The organism is Oerskovia paurometabola (assembly GCF_016907365.1).
Taxonomy (GTDB): Bacteria; Actinomycetota; Actinomycetes; order Actinomycetales; family Cellulomonadaceae; genus Oerskovia; species Oerskovia paurometabola.
Genome location: NZ_JAFBBV010000001.1, coordinates 2931138 through 2950747 on the forward strand (window position 1 = coordinate 2931138; position 19610 = coordinate 2950747).

Sequence of the window (19610 nt, forward strand, 5' to 3'; positions counted from 1 at the left end):
CCGGTGAACACCGCCGGGTCCGGGCACGACGAAGGGCGCCGCACTCGCGTGCGACGCCCTCGGTCCCGGCTCCCGGGTCGCTGCCCTCAGGCGGCGACCCGGGTCCCCTAGACCTTCGCCTTGCCCCGTCCGATCAGCCCCACCACGAGGCTGACGACGAGCACGATGATGCCGAGCCAGATCAGGAACTTTGCCGCTTCGACTGCCACACCGAACACGAGCAGCACGACTCCGACGAGCAGGATGATGAGCCACGTAGGCATGTTGTCCCTCTTTCTCTCGGCCAGGACGCGGACGTCCCGGTTCAACCAGGACAATCGTGGCACTACTCCACCCCTCGCGCATCTTGACACACATCTCGCGAGTGGCTTATAAGCATGATAGGCGGGCACGGGTGGCCCGACGGGCCCCGGCGAGGTCAGCGGGGCGTGCGCCGCACCTCGGCGAGCATCAGCTCGACCAACGACTCCTGCAGCCACCCCGAGAGCAGGAACACGCTCGCCAGGAAGCGCCGCGCGGCGTCCGGAGCCTCCTCGGGGGGCTCGGCCCCCGACTCCTCACGCGCCAGCAGCTCGTCGTGGAGGTCCTCGACCTGGTCGTCGGTGCGCAGGTCCAGACGCTCCGCGAGGACGACCCGGATGTCGGTGAGGGCCCCCGCGACGCGACGGGCGTCGTCGGGCCGGACGATCAGCGGCGTGAGCACCTCCGCGTCCTGCGGGTCCCCCGCGAGGAGCAGGTCCGCGAGGAGCAGCAACCGCTGCGACTTCTCGGCCGCCAGGTCGCCCTGGGTGAACCGGCGGAACTCGGCCGAGACCCCCGCGTCCTCGGGAGCGGCGTCAGGGAGCAGACGGCGGACCGCAGGGTCCGTGGGCGCGCGCACCTCCTCGGGTGGCGCCGACAACGGCGCGACGCCCTCGATCCGTGCGGCCTCGAGGCCCTCCGCGGGAGCCGTGCCCGTCTGCTCCTGCAGGAGCTCGACGACGTCGCCCACCACGTGCGCGAGCACGAGGCGCTCGGACGCGCTCAGCTCCGCGACGTACCCGCGACGCGCCCGCCGGAACGGCCGCACTACTCCCCGCTCCGCTGCATCGTGGCCCACAGCCCGAACTCGTGCATCGCCTGCACGTCCACCTCGACCTTCTCCCTGCCGCCCGACGACACGACCGCGCGCCCCTCCTGGTGCACCTGGAGCATGAGCGTCCTCGCCTTCTGCTGCGTGTACCCGAAGTAGCTCTCGAAGACGTACGTCACGTAGCTCATGAGATTCACCGGGTCGTTCCACACGAGGGTCACCCAGGTGTCGGCGAGGGACAGCCCCTCCCGCGTGTCGATCTGCTCGTCGAGGCGAGGCCCCGCGGTCGCCGTTCCAGTCACTCCCCCACTCTATGGGGTGGGTGAAGTCCAGCAGTGCCGTGTCCACGCCCCGAGGGCCTGTCCACGGCCTGGTGGGAGGCCCGGAACGTGTCCACGGGCGTCCCGCGCCCGCCGCCGCGCCGTCCTCTGCCCTAGGTTGGGCACATGAGCCCCGCAGACCACCCGGGCACGGACGCCCCGGCCGCCCGGACCGCCCCGTTCGCACCGTACGCCCCCTCCCCGCAGACCTCGCTCCTCACGGATCGCTACGAGCTCACCATGCTCCAGGCCGCGCTCGCCGACGGCACCGCCGACCGGCACTGCCTGTTCGAGGTCTTCACGCGCCGCCTGCCCGCAGGTCGGCGCTACGGCGTGCTCGCCGGCACCGGCCGCGTCCTGGAGTCGCTCGCGACGTTCCGCTTCACGGACCTCGAGCTCGCCTGGCTCCAGGAGGCGCGCGTCGTCGACGACCGCACGCTCGACTACCTCGCGGGCTACCGGTTCACCGGCTCCGTCACCGGGTACGCCGAGGGTGACGTGTTCTTCCCGCAGTCCCCCGTGATGGTCGTCGAGGGCACGTTCGCCGAGGCCGTGCTGCTCGAGACCCTCGTCCTGTCGATCCTCAACTACGACTCCGCGGTCGCGTCGGCCGCCTCACGCATGACGAGCGCCGCCGTCGACCGCCCCTGCCTCGAGATGGGCTCACGCCGCGCGAGCGAGCTGGCCGCGGTCGCCGCCGCCCGCGCGGCCGCGGTCGCGGGATTCGCCGGGACGTCGAACCTCGAGGCGGGGCGGCGGTACGGGATCGAGACGATCGGCACGGCCGCGCACGCGTTCACGCTCCTGCACGACGACGAGCAGTCGGCGTTCGCCGCCCAGGTCGCCTCGCTCGGGGTCGGCACGACCCTGCTCGTCGACACCTACGACGTCCGCCGGGGCGTCGAGAACGCGATCGCCGCCGCGGGCACGGGGCTCGGCGCGGTCCGTCTCGACTCGGGCGACCTCGGCATCCAGGCCGTCGAGGTGCGCAAGCAGCTCGACGGCCTCGGCGCGACCGGGACCCGCATCACGGTCACGTCCGACCTCGACGAGTACGCGATCGCCGCCCTGGCCGCAGCCCCCGTCGACGCCTACGGCGTGGGCACCTCGCTCGTGACCGGCTCGGGCGCCCCGACCTGCGGCATGGTCTACAAGCTCGTCGCGCGCTCCGACGCGGAGGGCGTCCTGCAGTCGGTCGCCAAGGCCTCGACGCTCAAGACCAGCACCGGAGGGCGCAAGGCTGCGGCACGCCAGTACGGCGAGGACGGCAGGGCCCTCGCCGAGGTCCTCGTCACCGGGCCCGACGACGTCGTGGCAGCCTGGGAGCCGGGCGACGACGAGGACCTGCGACCCCTGCACGTTCCCCTCGTGGTCGACGGCGCCGTCGACTCGCGCTGGATCGGCGCCTACGGGGTCCACAACGCGGCGCGACGGCACGCCGAAGCACGGGCCGAGCTGCCCCGCGGCGCACGCCGCCTGTCCGCGGGCGACCCCGCGCTGCCGACCGTGACACGCACGCTCGACTGACGCACGCCCCCCGTCGACGGTGCGAGGCCCGCACGCTCGGTGAGCGTGCGGGCCTCGCACCGTCGTGGCACAGGTCGCTACTTCTTGCCGACGAACCATCCTCGGAGCACCGCGACCCGCGCGTCGAGCTGGGCGACCGTCGCCAACGGCACCTCGGGCCCACCGCAGCGGCGGCGCAGCTCGGTGTGCACCGTGCCGTGAGGCTGCCCGCTGCGGCGCGCCCAGGCACCGACGAGCTGCGACAGCTCCTTGCGCAGCTCCGCGGCACGACGGTGGTCGAGCTCGCTGCGCTCGACCTCGGCCGCCCGCGACTTCTTGGACCTGGCGGACATCTGGTCGGCCTGACGCTGGCGCAGCAGGCTCGTGACCTGGTCCGCGTCGAGCAGCCCCGGCAGACCGAGGAAGTCCTGCTCCTCGTCAGAACCGACGTCCGCCTCGGTGCCGAACTCGCCCCCGTCGAAGAGCACGCGGTCGAACGACGCCTGCGCCTCGAGCGCCTGGAAGGAGCCCTGCATGCCGTCCGCGAGATCGTCGGACGCCTTGTCCTCCCGGTTGGCGGCCGCCATGAGCGCGTCCTCCGGGTTGTACATGTCCCCCTGCTCCTCGGCCGTGAGCGGCCGGTCGAGCGCATGGTCGCGCTCGAGCTCCAGGCCGTTCGCGAGCGCGAGCAGGTGCGGCACGCTGGGCAGGAAGACCGATGCCGTCTCGCCGCGCCTGCGAGCACGGACGAAACGTCCCACGGCCTGCGCGAAGAACAACGGGGTCGCGGTCGACGTCGCGTAGACGCCCACGGCGAGCCGCGGCACGTCGACACCCTCGGAGACCATCCTGACCGCGACCATCCACCGACCGTCACCGTCCGAGAACTCGTCGATGCGACCGCTCGCGCCGTCGTCGTCCGACAGGACCACCGTCGGCGACCTGCCCGTGATGCGCGCCAGATGACCCGCATAGGCCCGCGCGTCGGTCTGGTCGGTCGCGATGACCAGGCCGCCCGCGTCGGGGATCGCCCGACGGACCTCGGTCAGACGCTTGTCGGCCGCTGCGAGCACCGACGGGATCCACTCGCCGTCCGGGTCGAGCGCCGTGCGCCAGGCCTGGCCCGTCATGTCCTTGGTGAGCGCCTCCCCGAGACGTGCGCTGACCTCGTCGCCCGACTTGGTGCGCCAGCGCATCTGTCCCGAGTACGACAGGAAGATCACCGGGCGCACGACGTGGTCGCGCAGCGCGTCGCCGTAGCCGTAGGTGTAGTCCGCGGCCGACCGACGGATGCCGTCGGCGCCCCGCTCGTACGTCACGAACGGGATCGCCGCGGTGTCCGACCGGAACGGGGTGCCCGTCAGGGCGAGGCGCCGGGTCGCGGGCTCGAACGCGTCCCGGACGGCCTCGCCCCACGACAGGGCGTCGCCACCGTGATGGACCTCGTCGAGGATGACCAGGGTCCGCTCGGCCTCGGTCCGCGCAGTGTGCAGCGCGGGCTTCGCCGCAACCTGGGCGTACGTGAGCGCGACACCGTCGTAGCTGGAACCGTGGCGTCCCTGGCTGTTGCGGAAGTTCGGGTCGATGCGCACACCCACGCGGGCCGCTGCGTCCGCCCACTGGTGCTTGAGGTGCTCGGTGGGCGCGACGACGGTCACCCGGCGGACGACCCCCTGCTCCAGGAGCTCGGTCGCGACACGGAGCGCGAACGTCGTCTTGCCCGCGCCCGGGGTAGCGACCGCGAGGAAGTCACGCGGCGCACGGGTCCGGTAGAGCTCGAGCGCCTCGGCCTGCCAGGCGCGCAGCTTGGACGCCGTGCCCCACGGGGCGCGACGAGGAAAGGCCGGCGACAGGTGCGACGCGGCGGCCGAGGACGCCCCGAGCGGGGCCGTTGGGGGAAGGTTCGAGGACGGGCGAGCGGACGAGTTCGAGAGAGGTTGCCCGCTCACTTGCCGGAATCACCCTCGCCGTCCTGCGGGGCGCGAAGGCCGTCGTAGATCTCCTTGCACGTGGGGCACACGGGGAACTTGTTGGGGTCACGGCCCGGCACCCAGACCTTCCCGCACAGCGCGATCACCGGCTTGCCGGACAACGCCGACTGCATGATCTTCTCCTTGCGCACGTAGTGCGCGAAACGCTCGTGGTCCCCGGGCTCGACCTCCGCCGTGGTCTCCGTGCGCTCGAGGACGCTCGTCGACGTACCGCTGCTCGGGTCGCTGTCCGGGACGATCGGTTCCGGTCCGGACGGGCTGCCTGCCGCAGGTCCGTTGGTGGGGAGGGTCAAGGGTTCGATCATGATCTCGAGTCTACGTCGGGGAAGGAGAAACCCGTCGGCTCCGACCAGGGGCGTGATCGGAACCGACGGGCGGCTGTGGGTCGGGCCTGCACGGCCCGCCGGGGTGGGTCGGTCAGAGACCCTGCCACTCCGGCTTCGAGAGGAACGTCTGGCGGTAGTAGTCGCCGAGCTGCAGACGCGAGGCTGCGGCATCGTCCACCAGGACGGTCGCGTGGGGGTGCATCTGCATGACCGTGGCGGGCCACATCGCGGAGACCGGGCCCTCGACGAGCTGGTGGACGGCTTCCGCCTTGCCCTTGCCCGACGCGAGGAGCACGAGGTGCTTGGCCGACATGATGGTCGCCAGGCCCTGGGTGAGGCAGTGCTGCGGCACCTGCGCGAGGTCGTCGCCGAAGAAGCGCGCGTTGTCCTCACGGGTCTGCGCGGTGAGCGTCTTGATACGCGTCCGCGAGGCGAGCGACGAACCCGGCTCGTTGAACGCGATGTGCCCGTCCGTGCCGATCCCGAGGATCTGCAGGTCGACGCCGCCGGCATCGACGATCTTGCGCTCGTAGTCGGCGCACGCCGCGACGAGGTCCTCGGCGTTCCCGTCGGGTCCCTGCACGGCGTCCGGGGCGAAGTCGACGCGCGAGGCGATCTCCTTCTCGATGACGTTGCGGTAGCGCTCCGGGTGGTCCTCCGCGATCCCGACGTACTCGTCGAGCATGAAGGCCTTCGCCTGGGCGAACGAGAGCCCCTCCTGCGTGTGACGACGGACGAGCTCGTCGTACACCTTGAGCGGGCTCGAACCGGTCGCGAGACCGATCACCGAGTCCGGCTTGGCACGAACCAGCTTGTCGATCGCCTCGGCGGCGAGCACCGCGAGCTGATCGGCGGGCGCAATCACAACTTCCATCAGGACACCTTCCTACGGCCGGCGATGGCTGCTCCCACCGCGGCAACGGGCACATCGCTGGGCGCCAAGGAGACACGCTTCTCCAGCTCCAGCGAGGACAAGAACGGCGACGTGCTCGCCTGGGCGACCAGGGCCCCCCGCACGGCGTCGAGGAGAGGCTGACCGAGACCGGTCACTCCACCTCCGAGGACGACGTGCCGGACGTCGACCGTCAGCTCGAGGATACGGACAGCACTCGCCACAGCGGCAGCGAACTCGCCCTTGATCCTGAGCGCTTCGGGGTTCCCGGCCGCGGCCGCCTCGAAGAGCTCGAGCGGCGCCGGACGGCCGAACTGCGAGGGCCATCGAGCGCTGAGCGCCGTGCCCGAGGCGTAGGTCTCGACGCAACCGCGCTGCCCGCACGCGCACAACGGCCCCTCGGGGTTGATCGGGATGTGGCCGATCTCACCGGCCGCCCCGCTCACACCACGACGGAGCCGACCTCCGAGCACGATGCCGGCCGCGAGCCCCGTACCGAGGGCGAGGAAGGCCAGGTCCTGACCGTCGGCGCCCATCGCGTGCGAGGCGCCGAGCGCCGCGACGTTCAGGTCGTTGTCGACGTCCACAGGGATCCCCCCGAAGATCGCCGACAGCTCGTGGGCGAGCGCGAACGGCTCACCCTCGATCCCCAGGTTCACCGCGTGCATCACGGACCCGCTCTGCGGGTCGACGAGCCCGGGGACACCGAGGCCGAGTCCCGCGAGCGCGGCAGGCTCGAGGCCTGCCGCGTCCGTCAGGGACCGGACGGCCCGAGCAGCACTGGAGACCACACCCTGCGGGCCTCGAACGGTCGGCAGCTTGACCGACCCCTCGATCGAGCCGTCCGGTCCGAGCAGGACGCCGAGGACCTTCGTTCCTCCGACGTCCAGGCCGACCGAGTGGCCGCCGGGCAGGGCGGCTGCCTCGCCGAGCGACGAGGCAGCCGTTCTCACCTCGCTCACGTCAGCCCTTCACCGCACCCGAGACGAGGCCACCGGTCATGCGTCCCTGGACGATCAGGAAGAAGACGACCACGGGGATCGCGATGAGCACCGAACCGGCCATCAGCCCGCCCCAGTTCGTCGCCTGGGTCGCCTGCTGGAACGTCCGCAGCCAGAGCGGGAGCGTCATCGACTCGGGACGCGTCATGATGATCAGCGCCATCACGAACTCGTTCCAGGCCTGGATGAACGCGAAGACACCGGTCGCCACGAGACCAGGGGCGAGCAGCGGGAAGGTGATCCGCCAGAACGCCTTGGACCGCGAGCAGCCGTCGATCATGGCGGCCTCCTCGAGCTCTGCCGGGACGCCTGCCACGAACCCACGAAGGGTCCAGATCGTGAAGGGCAGCACACCCGACAGGTAGACGATGCCGAGGCCGATGATCGTGTTGAGGAGCTGCCAGCCGTCGATGATCCGGAAGATCGAGATCATCATGGCCTCGCCCGGGATCATCTGCACCGCAAGGATCGCGATGATGAACGCCTTGCGACCCTTGAAGTTGAACCGGGTCACGGCGAGCGACGCCATGAACGCGAGGATCATCGACACGATCAGGACGAAGAACGTGACCAGGATCGAGTTGCCCAGCGCGGGCAGGAAGGGCGCGCGCTCCTGGTTGAAGATCGCGTCCTGATAGTTGTTGAGCGTGAAGTTGGACCCCGGGAAGAACGTCAGGTCCTTGTTGCGGATGAGGTTCGTCGGGAGGAACGACGAGTTGACCATCCAGTAGACAGGGAAGATGGAGCAGAGGAAGACGACCACGGCGATCACGCTGTAGATCGCGTTCGAGACCTTCTTGCGCTGTCCCTCGCGGGTCTTGCGCGGTCCGCGCCCCGCCGACAGGGGTGCCACCTTCGCCGTCCCGGCGACGGTGGGGTTGAGGGTGCTCACAGCTCTTCCTCCTTGACGGTCTGGCGCACGTAGTAGTACGAGATCCCCATCATGATGAACACCAGGATCACCGCGATGGCGCTGGCGGCGCCGTAGTGCCCCTGCGCCATGCCCATCTGGTAGATGTACACGCCGATGGTGTTGGTCTTCTCCGCGATACCGCCGATGCCCTGCAGCGCGAAGATCTGGGTGAAGACCCGCAGGTCCCAGATGATCGACAGGATGATGAGCACCACGATGATGCTGCGCACGTAGGGCACCATGATGAGGCGGAAGCGCTGAGCCGGGGTGGCGCCGTCGAGCGACGCGGCCTCGAGCACCTCGCCGGGGACCTGGGTGAGGCCGGCGTACATCGTGAACGCGACGAACGGGACGCTCTGCCAGACGATGACGAGCGTGGCGACGAGGAAGAACATCCACGGGTTGATGAGCCACGAGTGACCCATCCAGTTGTCCCCGGTGATCTTCGTGAGGATGTTGTTCACGACGCCGTACTGGGTGTCGAAGATCCACCCCCACACGATGACGGCCGCGAGGGCGGGCATCGCCCAGGCGAGCAGCAGGCCGACCGAGACGAGCAGCCGGAAGAACTTGTTGAGACGCATCATCAGCAGGGCGAGGAGGATCCCGATCGCCATGGTGAGGAACACGCACACGACCATGAAGGCGAAGCTGCGCGCGAGGACCGTCCAGAACATCGGGTCGGTCAGCGTGTCCGTGTAGTTCTCGAGGCCGACCCACTCAGCAGGCACGCCCATCAGCTGGGCGCGCTCGTACTTCTGGAACGACATGATGAAGAGGTTGATCAGCGGGTAGCCGACCATGATGCCGAGCACCAGCAGGCTGGGGGCGAGCAACAGCCACGGCAGCTTGGGCGAGCGCTTCTTCGGGGGCTTGAGAGTGTCCTTCAGCTCGACCGCTGGGGACGACTCGAGGGTGGATGAGCTCATTTTCTCACTCCGTCGAGGGGGTGCACGGTTCGAGCAGGACCGTGCGGGGTACAAGTCGTGCGATGGTCCAGTCATGCCGAGGGGCGGGGGCTCCGTGGAACCCCCACCCCTGCGGCACCTGGTAGGGCACCCCTCCTCACGAAGGCGTACCCCGGGGATCAGCTGTTGAGGGTTTCCTCGATCTGCTGGTCGAGCTTCTCGGCGATCGCCTTGACGTCGCCACCCTCGGCGATCTGGACGAACGCGTCCTGGAGGTAGCGCTTGGCCTCGACGTCAGCCCACTTCGGGGAGGCCGGGGTCAGCTCCGAGTTCTTGGCGGCAGCAGCGCCGGCCAGCGTGATCTCGTCCTGCGGGAGGAACTGCGCCTGCGATGCCTTCGCGGGGATGTTGCCCTTCTCCGCGAGGAACTTCTGGTAGCCGTCGCTCAGCATGATCTCGAGCGCGCTCAGCGCGAGCTCCTGGTTCTTCGACTTGGCCGCGATGGCCAGGTTCGAACCACCCGCGAAGACCTTGGCGGCCTCGCCGGCCGTCGCACCCGGGAGGGCGAAGGCGTGCAGGTCCGAACCGTAGGTCGTGGGGCAGCCGGGCGCCTTGGCGTCGTCCTCAGGCGTCTTGATGGCGCCCTGCAGCCAGGTCGGAGCGGACAGGTAGCCGATGTTGCCCTCGCAGAACGGAACCTGCTGGTCGGTCTCCTGGCCGTCCTTGGGAGCCTTCGAGGCCGTCGTCATGACCTCCTGCACCTGCTGAAGGCCCTTGATGCCGCCCTCGGACGAGAAGCCGGCCTCCCACTTACCGTCCTTCTGCTCGGCGATGAAGCCGCCGTTCTCCCAGACGTAGGGCAGAGCGTTGTACCAGTCCTGGCCGGGCCAGTAGATGCCCGAGCGCGTGTCCGTCGTCATGGCCTGGCCGTTCGCGACGTACTCGTCGAGCGTCGTCGGGACCTGCGTGCCGGTCTGGTCGACGACCTGCTGCGAGTAGAAGACCACGCGCGCACCCGAGTAGTACGGCGGGGCGTAGAACTTGCCGTCGTACGAACCGGCCTTGACGAAGCCCTGGAGCAGGTCGTCGCCGCCGAGCTCCTCGTACTGGTCCGTCAGGTCCGTGAAGAAGCCGGACGAGGTGAAGGCAGCGGCCTGCGTGTTGCCGACCTCGACGACGTCAGGGCTGTCCGAGCTCGCGAGCGAGGTCGTGAGCTTGTCGACCAGGCCGGTCCAGGACTGCTCCTCGATGGTGAGGGTCGAACCCTTGTTCTCGGCCTCGAACGTCGTCTTCAGGTACTCGCGCGCTTCCTTCGGCGTGTCCGTCGCGCCGACGAGCCAGACGCGGATGTCGCCGGTCTTCGCGTCGCCGGACGCGGTCTCGCCGGAGCCGGAGTCGCCGGAGCCGCAAGCGGTCAGCGCAAGCGCAAGGGTGATCGTCGAAGCCACCGTGGTGGCGACGAGGCGGTTCCTCTTCACTGGGGTACTTCCTCTCGGTAATTCGAAGTGGCGGCGTCGATGACACCACCTGAGGTGAAACGGGAGGTACTGCGGTACTGCTACTGGGATTACTGCAGGACCGGTTCAGCCCGACGGGAGCTCACGAGCAGTGCTCACGAGACGCCCAGCTGGCCGGACAGGATGAGGACGGCGGCTCCGGCGAGGACGACGTCCTCGTCGAGAGAAGCCATCCGGAGCTCGAGGCCGGAGTTGATGGCCGGCATCGTTCGAGCGTTGATGGTGTCGATCGCTGCATCGCGCAGAGGACCGTCGAGCAGGTCCGCCGGACCGCTGATGAGGATCTCGCCGAGGTTGAGCGCTGACACAACAGGCGCCAGGGCGATGCCCAGGAGCCTGCCGACCGAGGCCAGGACGGCATCGGAAGATTCCTTGTCGAGCCCGTCCACCGCGCGGCGCAGAGCCGGCACAGAGAGGATCGTCTCGAGGCACCCCGACCGCCCGCAGGCGCAGGGCAGACCGTCGTCGACGACGGTGACGTGGCCCAGCTCGCCCGCCGCGTCGGCAGCGCCGCGCACCCGGGAACCGTCGAGCATGATTCCCGCGCCGACACCCTCGCCGACGGTGAGGACCATGAGGCCCGTGCCGTCCGCGCCGCCGAACGTGAACTCACCGAGGGCCGCGATGTTGGCGTCGTTGGCGACGTGCACGGGCAGGGCCAGGCTCTCGCTGAGCTGCTCTGCGAGCGGGACGTCGTACCACCGGCGGTTCGGCGCCTCGACGACGCGCCCCTCGCTGTCGACGACACCCGGCGACCCGATCCCGACCCCGAGCACCGGACGCGTCGCGACGGCGATGAGCCCCCGGCAGAAGCGCGTCAGGAGGTCCACGAGCTCTGTGCCGGCACGACCTTCGATCGGCAGGCTCTGCCGGACCACGAAGTCGCCCGTCAGGGACATGACGGCCCCACGCATGAGGGCGTCGTCGGTGAGGTCGACGGAGACGATCTGGTAGGCGCTCGTGCGCATCCCGATGAGGATGGCCGGCTTGCCCACCCGCTGCCCCGGACGGATCCCGAGCTCCTCGACGAGCCCCTCGGCGATGAGCACCGAGACGAGGTCCGAGATGGTGACCCTCGTCAGCGAGGTCGCTCGCGCAAGGTCTGCACGCGACGTCGGGCCCTCGTGGAAGAGGTGCTGGAGGACGAGCGAACGGTTGTGCGCGCGAGCGTGCTCGGGAAGCACCTTGGAGGTGGGCCTGAGACCTGTGCTCAGACCTCTCCGGGTGACTGCACTTCGCGTGACTGCCGTTGTCATGTTTGTTAGTAGACCTCCTTTACTAAGCGCGTGTCAACCCGCTCGGGCCGCCGAGACCAAACCGTTGTACTTCGTTCGGGCTGCTGCGCATCCCGGCCGGGAGCGCCCGAGGTCAGACCACTCGGTAGCCGCGGGATCGTACCGTTCCGGCCGTGCGCGGACGACCCGAGCGACTCAGTGCGCGATCCAGCCACGCGCTCCTTCGAAGGTCACGGAGCGGCTCGCGACGACCGACGCCTCCCGCAGCGCTCCTTCCCACGACCGCCCGCGGGACACCTCTGCGGCGAACGCACCGTGCAGGACGTCGCCGGCTCCCAGCGTGTCCACGACGACCCCCGCCGCCGGTACGGGGAGCTCGGAGCGACGGCCGTCGTCGAGCACCTCGAGCGGCTCGCCGCCGCGTGAGCGGGCGACGAACGCCGGACCGAGAGCCGCCACGTCCTCGAGCACGTGCTCGACCTGACCTCCGGGCACCCTGAAGTCCTGCGAGAGCACCACCGCGTCGCACAGCCGGACGAGCTCGGCGGTGCCGTCCTTCCACGAGCCGCCATCGAGCACGACGAGGACGCCCAGCTCGCGAGCCCGCTCTGCGAGCGCTCGGGCGAGCCGAGGATGATGGCCGTCGAGGAGCAGCACGTCACGCCCGCCGTCCGACGGACGGCGGGTCGAGCCGGTCGCGCCGCTCGCCCCCTCGCCGATAGCGCTGACCGACACCGACCCGACGGTGGCGACGGAGCGCGCCCCGTCGAACGCACGACCCACCGCGCCCGCGTCGCCGGAGGCCGCGGGTCGGTCCGTCGCGTTCGTGCTCACGACCGCACGTTCGCCCGTCCCACCGGTCACCAGGACGGTGGACACCGCGGGCCCCCTCACCACCGCATCCGCTGCACCGGCCGCACCCACGGTCACGTCGACCAGGTCGACCCCGGTGGCGAGCACCTCGGCGCGCACGACCTCGGCGAGAGCCCCTGCGCCGATCGCCGTGACGAGCCGCACGGGCACCCCGAGGGCTGCAGCCGTCGCGGCCGCGTTCGCGGCCGGCCCTCCGAAGGTCGCGCGCTGCGACGTCGCGACGACCTTCTGGTCCGGCCCTGGCATCTCGTGGATCACCTGGGTGATGTCGAACGTCGTGAGCCCGCAGCAGATCAGCACACCTCATCCTCGCGCACGCGACGGGGAATATCCGCCTGCTCCATACGTTTGCATTGACATGCGACTTGGCTTCTACACCTTCGGCGACAACGCCCCCGACCCGACCACCGGCGAGCAGATGCCGGTCTCCCAGCGTCTGCGCGACGTGCTGGAGCGGATCCGCCTCGCGGACGAGGTCGGGCTCGACTACGCCGGCATCGGCGAGCACCACCGTCCCGACTACGCGATCTCCTCCCCCTCGACGATGATCGCCGCGGCGCTCGCCCAGACGGAGCGGATCACGGTCGGGAGCGCCGTCACCATCCTCTCGACCGAGGATCCGGTGCGCGTGTACCAGCAGTTCGCGACGATGGACCAGTACTCGGGAGGCCGCGTGGAGCTGCTCGCCGGGCGCGGTTCGTTCATCGAGTCGTACCCGCTCTTCGGGGCCGACCTCGACGACTACGACGCGCTCTACGACGAGAAGATCGTGCTCCTGCGCCTGCTCGACGAGGGCAAGCCCGTGACATGGTCGGGCAAGTTCCGACCGCCGCTCGAGGATGCGCTGATCCTGCCCCGACCGTTCGACAAGCCCGGGCGCGGCGAGCACCTCGACATCGCCATCGCCACCGGCGGCAACCCGCAGTCCTCGGTGCGCGCAGGCGTCCTGGGCCTGCCCGTCAACTACGCCATCATCGGCGGCAAGCCCGCGCAGTTCGCCCCGCTGGTCGACCTGTACCGCCGTGCCGCGACCCAGTCCGGGCACGACGCCGCCGCGCTCGAGGTGTCGGTGTCGACCATGGGGTTCCTCGCGGACGACGGCAAGCAGGCCCGGGACTTCTTCTATCCCTACTACCTGCAGAACATGAAGAAGATCTCGGCGGAGCGCGGGTTCCCCATGCCGAGCCGTGTCTCGTACGAGGCGACGGCCGCACGCGGAGGCGCCTACTTCATCGGCGCGCCCGAGGAGGTCGCGGAGCGCATCGTCGAGCTGCACGGCGCGCTCGGCCACGACCGCCAGATCTTCCAGATGGACCTGTCGGGCGTCCCCCAGAAGGAGTCGCTGCGCGCGATCGAGCTGCTGGGCACCGAGGTGGCGCCCCGCGTCCGAGAGGCGCTCGGCTAGGCTCCGGCCCCCCCTCACGGACCCCGGGTGGAAGCGTTCTCGCAGGTCGAGGGGCTGGGAAGGGCCCCTCGACCGACGCCCCGTCGCGGCACGGCCACGTGTATCGGTGCGATGTCGGGGAGTTCACAAGACGGTCACGATCCGCCCGAAACACCGCCCTCCGGGCGACCCCCCACCTAGGGTCGTCGCATGCGCACCTCGCCCCGCACGCCGTCGGTCGTCACGATCGCTCTCCTCGGCAGTCTTCTGCTCGCGGGGTGCTCCGCCACGGACCGCGGCACCGACGCGTCGGACGCCGCGGGGGCCGCGGGGGCCGTCAGCCAGCAGAGCGTCGCAGACGACGGAGCCGACGGAGCCGACGGTGGGTCCGGCCTCCAGGTAGGGGCGTCGGTCCCCGACGAGGACCGCGAGGTCATCACCACGGGCGACCTCACGGTCGTCGCGGGAGACCCGCGAGCGGCGGTCCAGGCCATCAGCGAGCTCGTCGAGACCGCCGGCGGCCGGGTGGAGAGTCGCGCCGAGCACGTCGGGGACGACGGCGAGGCCTTCGGCAGCCTCACGGTCCGCGTCCCCGCGGAGAAGGTCACGGCCACCGTCGAGGCCCTGGACGGGATCGGCGAGGTCCAGGACGTCTCCCTCGACGCCCAGGACGTCACCGCGACCGCGATCGACCTGGACGCGCGCATCCAGGCGCTCAGCACCTCGGTCGCCCGCCTCCAGGCGCTCATGGCCGAGGCCGCCACGACCGCGGACCTGCTGGCGGCGGAGAAGGAGCTCACGGCACGGCAGGCGGAGCTCGAGAGCCTCCAGTCCCAACGTGCGTCGATCACCGACCGGGTCGACATGTCGACCCTCACCGTCCAGGTCCTCTCGCAGGCTCCCGAGGTGACGATCCGTCCCGCGGGCTTCCTCGGGGGCCTCTCGGCCGGTTGGGGTGCGCTGCTCGTCGCGCTCAACGCGCTCGTCGTCGCCGTCGGCGCGCTGCTTCCCTGGCTCGTGGTCGCCGCGCTCGTGCTGCTGGTCGTCCGCGCGATCGTGAGGGCCTTGAGGAACCGGCGCCCGGGCACCGCCCCTCGCGGCGGGCACGACGGCCCCGAGTCCCCCGGCGACGACGGCGGCGGCGGAGACGCTCCCCACCAGGACGCCCGTCTCGTCGGATCCGGTGGTCGCCGTGGATGAGCTTGCAGCGGTCGAGGGGCGCGAGCAGCGACTGGAGACGTATCGGCGTCGCGTCGGGAGGGTGTACGACGGGGCCGCTCCGATCGGTCACCTCGTGACCAGAGTCTGCACGCACTGGGAGACCGTGGGCCCGCAGTCCTTCCCGACCTACGTCAACCCCGAGGAACGCCTGCAGTGGCGCGTCCACTTCGACGACGCCGACCGCGGGGACGCCTTCAGCGACGACCGCGACCGGTACGTCACCGACCTCCTGGGCCGCGAGATCGACGCCTGGGAGGCGGGGCGCCTCGAGCTCGGCGACCTGGTCCTGCGCATCGAGTGGCTCGACGGCGACGACGGAGCCGCGGCCTGGCGGGCGAACGGCTGGTAGCGGTTGCCGGCCCCCGTGAACGGCAGAGACAGACACGACGAAGGGCCGCCCCGTGGGGCGGCCCTTCGTCGTGACAACTGGGGTGATACGCCGCCCGAGGGCGACATGGTGGAGGTGCGGGGAATCGAACCCCGGTCCGGTGGCGCAAATCCAGGACTTCTCCGGGCGCAGTCTGCTGTTGATTTTCTCGGCCCCAGCACTCACGCAGACAAGGTGCTGACGGGCTCAGTCATCTAAGAGTCCCTACGCCGCCGGTGACGAACGTCGTAAGCAGTGGCTCTCTAGCTGACGCCAGGGACCGGGGCGAGAGCAACCCCGGGCTGACGGACTTCGAAGGCTCGCTCAGGCGGCGAGTGCGAAGTCGGTGCGCTTGGAATCGGCACCTATTGGTTTGCAGACGTCGTTTACGAGATAAGTCTGCATCCTCGGCCCGCTTCTCCTCGAAGCACGACCACCGTCGAAACCGATCACCCCCTGTGCAGTTGTCAATCACCGACCGAGTCCCGCCCCGTCCGGCCGCCGTGGCGACCGTCCGGTTCGACACCGGGTCAGTGGTACCAGCCTACGGGATCAACACCACCGCGGGCGAACGTATTTCCAGGCGCTACTTCTTACGGCTCAGGGCGTCGACGAGGAGCCCGCCCGCGATGCCCAGGAGGAAGACGTCCTTGGCGAGACCGATCCCCTGAGGGGTGGGCCGGATACCGTCCTGCTCGGTCATCCCGGGCGTCTTGAGGTACATCGAGACGAGCCCCGCGGAGAAGGCCCCGAGCCCGAGCGCGACCACGCCGGTCGGCACGAACGGGACGAGAAGTGCCGTGCCCAGCGCGATCTCGGTCGTGGACAACGCCTTGGTGAACTGCACGGGGTCCTGGTCCTCGAGGAACGGGAACGTCCCCGCGGCCATGCCGTGGATCCCCTGCGCGGTGGCCTCGTCCGCGCCGCGCTTCGTGAGTCCGGAGTTGAGGATGAAAGCGCCTGCTGCGACGCGAGGGATGTACTGACGGAGCTTGACCACGGGGCCTCCTCGGCAAGGTGACGACGACTACCCTGCGACGCTACGTCGTCGGGCAGCCGGATGCACGTCCACCGGCCGGGCGCGCCGTCCGACGGCGCGAGGAGGACGACGACGTCGCCCACCTCGCGCACTCGTCACCGGTTCTGCCGGTGGCGCATGGCGCGCTGCGCCTCACGGTTGTCCTGCTGCTCGCGCAGAGCCTGACGCTTGTCGTACTCGCGCTTGCCCTGCGCGAGAGCGATCTCGACCTTCGCGCGGCCGTCGAGGAAGTAGAGCGAGAGCGGCACGATCGTGTACCCCTTCTCGCGCGACTTCGCCTCGAGCCGCAGGATCTCGTCCTTGTGCAGCAGCAGCTTGCGCTTGCGCCGGGGAGCGTGGTTGTTCCACGTCCCCTGCGAGTACTCCTGGATGTGCACGTTCTCGAGCCAGGCCTCACCGCCGTCGACGGCCACGTAGCCGTCGAGCAGCGACGCTCGCCCCTGACGCAACGCCTTGACCTCGGTGCCGCTCAGGACGAGCCCGGCCTCGAACACGTCGACGATCAGATAGTCATGGCGGGCCTTGCGGTTGCTGGCGATGATCTTGCGGCCAGTCTCCTTCGCCATGAGGGCATCATCCGATCTGCTCGAGCTCGTGGTGCGCCCAGGACGGACCCACCCGCACCGTGCGGCGCGACGTCCCAGGTTACGCGAGTTCGACGCGCGACCAGTAGGTGATTAGCGCAGCCACTTGGCCGGGTCGACCGTCGACCCGTTCTCGTAGACCTCGAAGTGCAGGTGACAGACCTGGCTCGTGCCGGTCGTCCCCGAGTAGCCGACGAGGGTCCCCTGCGAGACGCTCTGCCCGGCCGAGACGACGTACCGGGTGAGGTGGTTGTAGCTCGTCATGAGGTTCTTGCCCCCCACCGTGCCGTGGTTGACCACGACCTGGTTGCCGAGACCGCCGTACGTCCGCGCGAACTGGACGGTGCCACCGGCCGCCGCGTAGATCGGGGTGCCGCAGTACGCGCGCAGGTCCATGCCCGCGTGCAACCTCGTCACGGGCAGGAACGGGTGCTTGCGCATCCCGTAGCTCGAGGTGATGTGCGGGACCGCCGTCGGGTAGGCCAGGAACCCGGACGTCACGGCACCGCCGCCGCCACCACCCCCGCCGCCGCCGGTGCTGCCACCACCCCCGCCGGACCCGCCACCCGTGGCGGGCGGCGGCTGCTTGGCCGCTTCCTCGGCGGCCTTCCGGTCGCGCTCGGTCTGTGCCGCGATGATGCCCTGGAGCTCGGAGGTCAGCGCTGCCTGCGCCTGCTCGTTGGCGGCCATCTGGGCGAGCGCGGCCTCCTTGCGCGACTCGATCGTCGCCTGCTTCGCCTGCTGCTCCGCAATCAGTTCCTCGATCTCGGCCTTGCGGTCCGCCGCCGCGGTCCGCGCGGCGTCGGCCGCGACGACGTTCTGGTCCGCCTGGACCTTGAGGTCCGCGATCGTCTCGCGGATCGCCGTCAGGCGCGCCTCACGGTTGCGTGCGATCGACTCGGCCTCCTGGAGGTCCGTGAGGGCGCGAGCCTGCGTGCGCGCCGCCGTCGACGACATCGCGTACTGCTCGATGAAGTCCTCGGTGCTCTGCGCCCCGGTCACGATGCCGAGACCGCTGACCTCGCCCTGGCCCCGGTAGGCCTGGCGAGCCATCTCCGCGATGCTCCGCTTCGCCGAGCTCGCCTTGCCCGCGGACTCCTGGATGTCCAGGTTGATGGCCTGCTCCTCGGCCTGCGCGTCCTGGAGGCGCACCTCGAGCTGCGCGGCCTCGCGCTGGGTGCGCTCGAGCTCCGCCGTCGCCGTGTCGAGCTCGGCCTGCGCCACGGGCAGGCGACCCTCGATGGTCTGCAGGTCCAGGATCGCCTGGGCCAGCTCCGCGTCGGTGCCCTCGAGCTGCGACTCCAGCCCCTCCCTGTCCTTGAGGGCCTGGCTCTGGCGACGCTCGGCCGCCGCACGCTTGTCGTCCAGGTCGTCGGCGGTCGCGGCGACCGCGGTTCCCAGGAGGAGGAGCAGCGCGGTTCCGCCCGCTGCGAGGCGTCGGGTCAGCTGGGACATGTCACACCCTCGTGTATCGGCTGAGCGTGACGACCGAGGAGATGGCCGCCAGGACGAATGCGATGAGGAGCAGCAGCGGCGCGATGCGCAGCACGTCTGACTCGGAGATGTACGCGATCCAGCTCACCGAGCTCTGGAGCCAGTCCGTCACGAGGTACTTGACCCCGAGCCACAGGCCCCCGACCGCGAGGAACGCACCGACCACCGCGGCGATCGCCCCCTCGAGGATGAACGGCAGCTGGATGAACAGCTTGGACGCGCCCACGAGCTTCATGATCTCGGTCTCGCGCTGACGACTCATCGCGGACAGGCGGATCGTCGTCGTGATCAGGAGCACCGCGGCGAGCATCATCACGACGGCGAGGCCACCGGCCATGAGCGAGGCGCGGTTGAGCGCCAGGAAGAGCGAGTCGAAGATCCGGCGCTGGTCCTCGACCCCCTCGACGCCCGGGCGGCCGGTCACGACGTCGTTGACGACCTCGTAGTTCTCCGGGTTGGTCAGCTTGAGGCGGAACGAGGCCTGCATGTCGTCGACCGTGAGCTGCGTGCCGTTGTACCCGTCGGGGAACCGCTCCTGGAAGGCCGCGAACGCGTCCTCCTTCGACTCGAAGTAGACCGTCTGGACCTCGGCACCGAGCTCGGTCTCGAAGAGCGACTCGAGCGACTCGACCTGCTCGGGCGAGGCCTCGCCCGCGGCGCACGTCGGGTTGGGCGAGTCGATGGGGCACAGGAAGACGGAGACCTCGACCCGGTCGTACCAGTCGTCCTTGAGCTTGTCGATCTGCATCTGGAGGAGCGCGGACGCCCCGACGAACGTGAGCGACACGAAGGTCACGAGGACGACCGAGATGGTCATCGCGAGGTTGCGGCGCAGGCCGGCACCGATCTCGGCGAGGATGAACTGGGCGCGCACCTGCTACCACTCCCCCCGGCTGGACCGCTGCACCTGCGTCGAGCTCACGGCGGAGCCGCGCGTCGCACCCTGCTGCGACGGCTGGACGCGAGC

At 70.1% G+C, this 19610-nt stretch carries 20 protein-coding genes and 1 other RNA gene; 4 read left to right on the top strand and 17 right to left on the bottom strand.

The window, feature by feature from the left end; genetic code table 11:
- Positions 1 to 107: 107 nt before the first annotated feature.
- The 3 genes from JOD48_RS13315 to clpS form a co-directional block, all read right to left on the bottom strand.
- The gene (locus tag JOD48_RS13315) at positions 108 to 263 is read right to left on the bottom strand and encodes a hypothetical protein (protein WP_168210118.1); all 156 of its coding nucleotides are present in this window, start codon (positions 261 to 263) and stop codon (positions 108 to 110) included.
- 155 nt (positions 264 to 418) lie between these two features.
- Positions 419 to 1069: a DUF2017 family protein gene (locus JOD48_RS13320; RefSeq protein ID WP_191789143.1), complete on the bottom strand. Its 651-nt coding sequence runs from the start codon at positions 1067 to 1069 to the stop codon at positions 419 to 421.
- A complete protein-coding gene (gene clpS, locus JOD48_RS13325) occupies positions 1069 to 1332 on the bottom strand; it encodes an ATP-dependent Clp protease adapter ClpS (RefSeq protein WP_307824305.1) in 264 nt (87 codons plus the stop codon). Before clpS ends, JOD48_RS13320 begins: the two co-directional genes overlap by 1 nt.
- A gap of 186 nt (positions 1333 to 1518) precedes the next feature.
- Here clpS and JOD48_RS13330 point away from each other — a divergent pair, with 186 nt between their 5' ends.
- Entirely contained in the window at positions 1519 to 2919 is a 1401-nt protein-coding gene (locus JOD48_RS13330) for a nicotinate phosphoribosyltransferase (RefSeq protein ID WP_204809518.1), read from the top strand.
- Between the two features lie 77 nt (positions 2920 to 2996).
- Here the strand turns inward: JOD48_RS13330 and JOD48_RS13335 are convergent, their stop codons facing one another.
- From JOD48_RS13335 to JOD48_RS13375, 9 genes are all read right to left on the bottom strand, one after another.
- Entirely contained in the window at positions 2997 to 4751 is a 1755-nt protein-coding gene (locus JOD48_RS13335) for a DEAD/DEAH box helicase (RefSeq protein ID WP_225226564.1), read from the bottom strand.
- A gap of 92 nt (positions 4752 to 4843) precedes the next feature.
- Entirely contained in the window at positions 4844 to 5194 is a 351-nt protein-coding gene (locus tag JOD48_RS13340) for a DUF3039 domain-containing protein (protein WP_138823974.1), read from the bottom strand.
- A gap of 112 nt (positions 5195 to 5306) precedes the next feature.
- Positions 5307 to 6089, bottom strand: coding sequence for a glucosamine-6-phosphate deaminase (nagB, locus tag JOD48_RS13345; RefSeq protein WP_191788885.1), 783 nt, complete (start codon positions 6087 to 6089; stop codon positions 5307 to 5309).
- Positions 6089 to 7069, bottom strand: coding sequence for an ROK family protein (locus JOD48_RS13350; RefSeq protein WP_307824141.1), 981 nt, complete (start codon positions 7067 to 7069; stop codon positions 6089 to 6091). The genes nagB and JOD48_RS13350 overlap by 1 nt, the downstream gene beginning before the upstream one ends.
- A 1-nt stretch (position 7070) precedes the next feature.
- The gene (locus JOD48_RS13355; RefSeq protein WP_372440741.1) at positions 7071 to 8000 is read right to left on the bottom strand and encodes a carbohydrate ABC transporter permease; all 930 of its coding nucleotides are present in this window, start codon (positions 7998 to 8000) and stop codon (positions 7071 to 7073) included.
- Complete coding sequence (locus JOD48_RS13360; protein WP_191788884.1) at positions 7997 to 8950, bottom strand: carbohydrate ABC transporter permease; 954 nt, start codon at positions 8948 to 8950, stop codon at positions 7997 to 7999. The genes JOD48_RS13355 and JOD48_RS13360 overlap by 4 nt, the downstream gene beginning before the upstream one ends.
- 158 nt (positions 8951 to 9108) lie before the next feature.
- Entirely contained in the window at positions 9109 to 10407 is a 1299-nt protein-coding gene (locus JOD48_RS13365; protein ID WP_191788883.1) for an extracellular solute-binding protein, read from the bottom strand.
- Between the two features lie 134 nt (positions 10408 to 10541).
- Entirely contained in the window at positions 10542 to 11702 is a 1161-nt protein-coding gene (locus tag JOD48_RS13370) for an ROK family transcriptional regulator (protein ID WP_191788882.1), read from the bottom strand.
- A 174-nt stretch (positions 11703 to 11876) separates the two neighbouring features.
- Entirely contained in the window at positions 11877 to 12854 is a 978-nt protein-coding gene (locus tag JOD48_RS13375) for a PfkB family carbohydrate kinase (RefSeq protein WP_307824142.1), read from the bottom strand.
- Between the two features lie 58 nt (positions 12855 to 12912).
- Here JOD48_RS13375 and JOD48_RS13380 point away from each other — a divergent pair, with 58 nt between their 5' ends.
- From JOD48_RS13380 to JOD48_RS13390, 3 genes are all read left to right on the top strand, one after another.
- On the top strand, positions 12913 to 13959 hold the full coding sequence (locus tag JOD48_RS13380) for an LLM class flavin-dependent oxidoreductase (RefSeq protein WP_191788881.1): 1047 nt from the start codon (positions 12913 to 12915) through the stop codon (positions 13957 to 13959).
- 189 nt (positions 13960 to 14148) lie between these two features.
- The gene (locus JOD48_RS13385) at positions 14149 to 15138 is read left to right on the top strand and encodes a DUF4349 domain-containing protein (protein ID WP_204809519.1); all 990 of its coding nucleotides are present in this window, start codon (positions 14149 to 14151) and stop codon (positions 15136 to 15138) included.
- A complete protein-coding gene (locus JOD48_RS13390; RefSeq protein ID WP_204809520.1) occupies positions 15131 to 15508 on the top strand; it encodes a hypothetical protein in 378 nt (125 codons plus the stop codon). The genes JOD48_RS13385 and JOD48_RS13390 overlap by 8 nt, the downstream gene beginning before the upstream one ends.
- A gap of 106 nt (positions 15509 to 15614) precedes the next feature.
- Here JOD48_RS13390 and ssrA read toward each other — a convergent pair.
- The 5 genes from ssrA to ftsX all read right to left on the bottom strand — a co-directional run bounded on the left by ssrA (position 15615) and on the right by ftsX (position 19517).
- Positions 15615 to 15983: a transfer-messenger RNA gene (ssrA, locus tag JOD48_RS13395) on the bottom strand.
- Between the two features lie 129 nt (positions 15984 to 16112).
- Positions 16113 to 16526 carry a hypothetical protein gene (locus tag JOD48_RS13400; RefSeq protein WP_191788878.1) on the bottom strand — a complete coding sequence of 138 codons (414 nt, stop codon included), beginning with the start codon at positions 16524 to 16526 and terminating at the stop codon, positions 16113 to 16115.
- A 134-nt stretch (positions 16527 to 16660) separates the two neighbouring features.
- A complete protein-coding gene (smpB, locus tag JOD48_RS13405; RefSeq protein WP_030151535.1) occupies positions 16661 to 17131 on the bottom strand; it encodes an SsrA-binding protein SmpB in 471 nt (156 codons plus the stop codon).
- 111 nt (positions 17132 to 17242) lie between these two features.
- Positions 17243 to 18604 (bottom strand): M23 family metallopeptidase, encoded by a 1362-nt coding sequence (locus JOD48_RS13410; protein WP_204809521.1) that lies wholly within the window; start codon positions 18602 to 18604, stop codon positions 17243 to 17245.
- A 1-nt stretch (position 18605) separates the two neighbouring features.
- Positions 18606 to 19517, bottom strand: a complete 912-nt coding sequence (gene ftsX / locus JOD48_RS13415; protein WP_191788876.1) for a permease-like cell division protein FtsX — start codon at positions 19515 to 19517, stop codon at positions 18606 to 18608.
- Positions 19518 to 19610 lie beyond the last annotated feature (93 nt).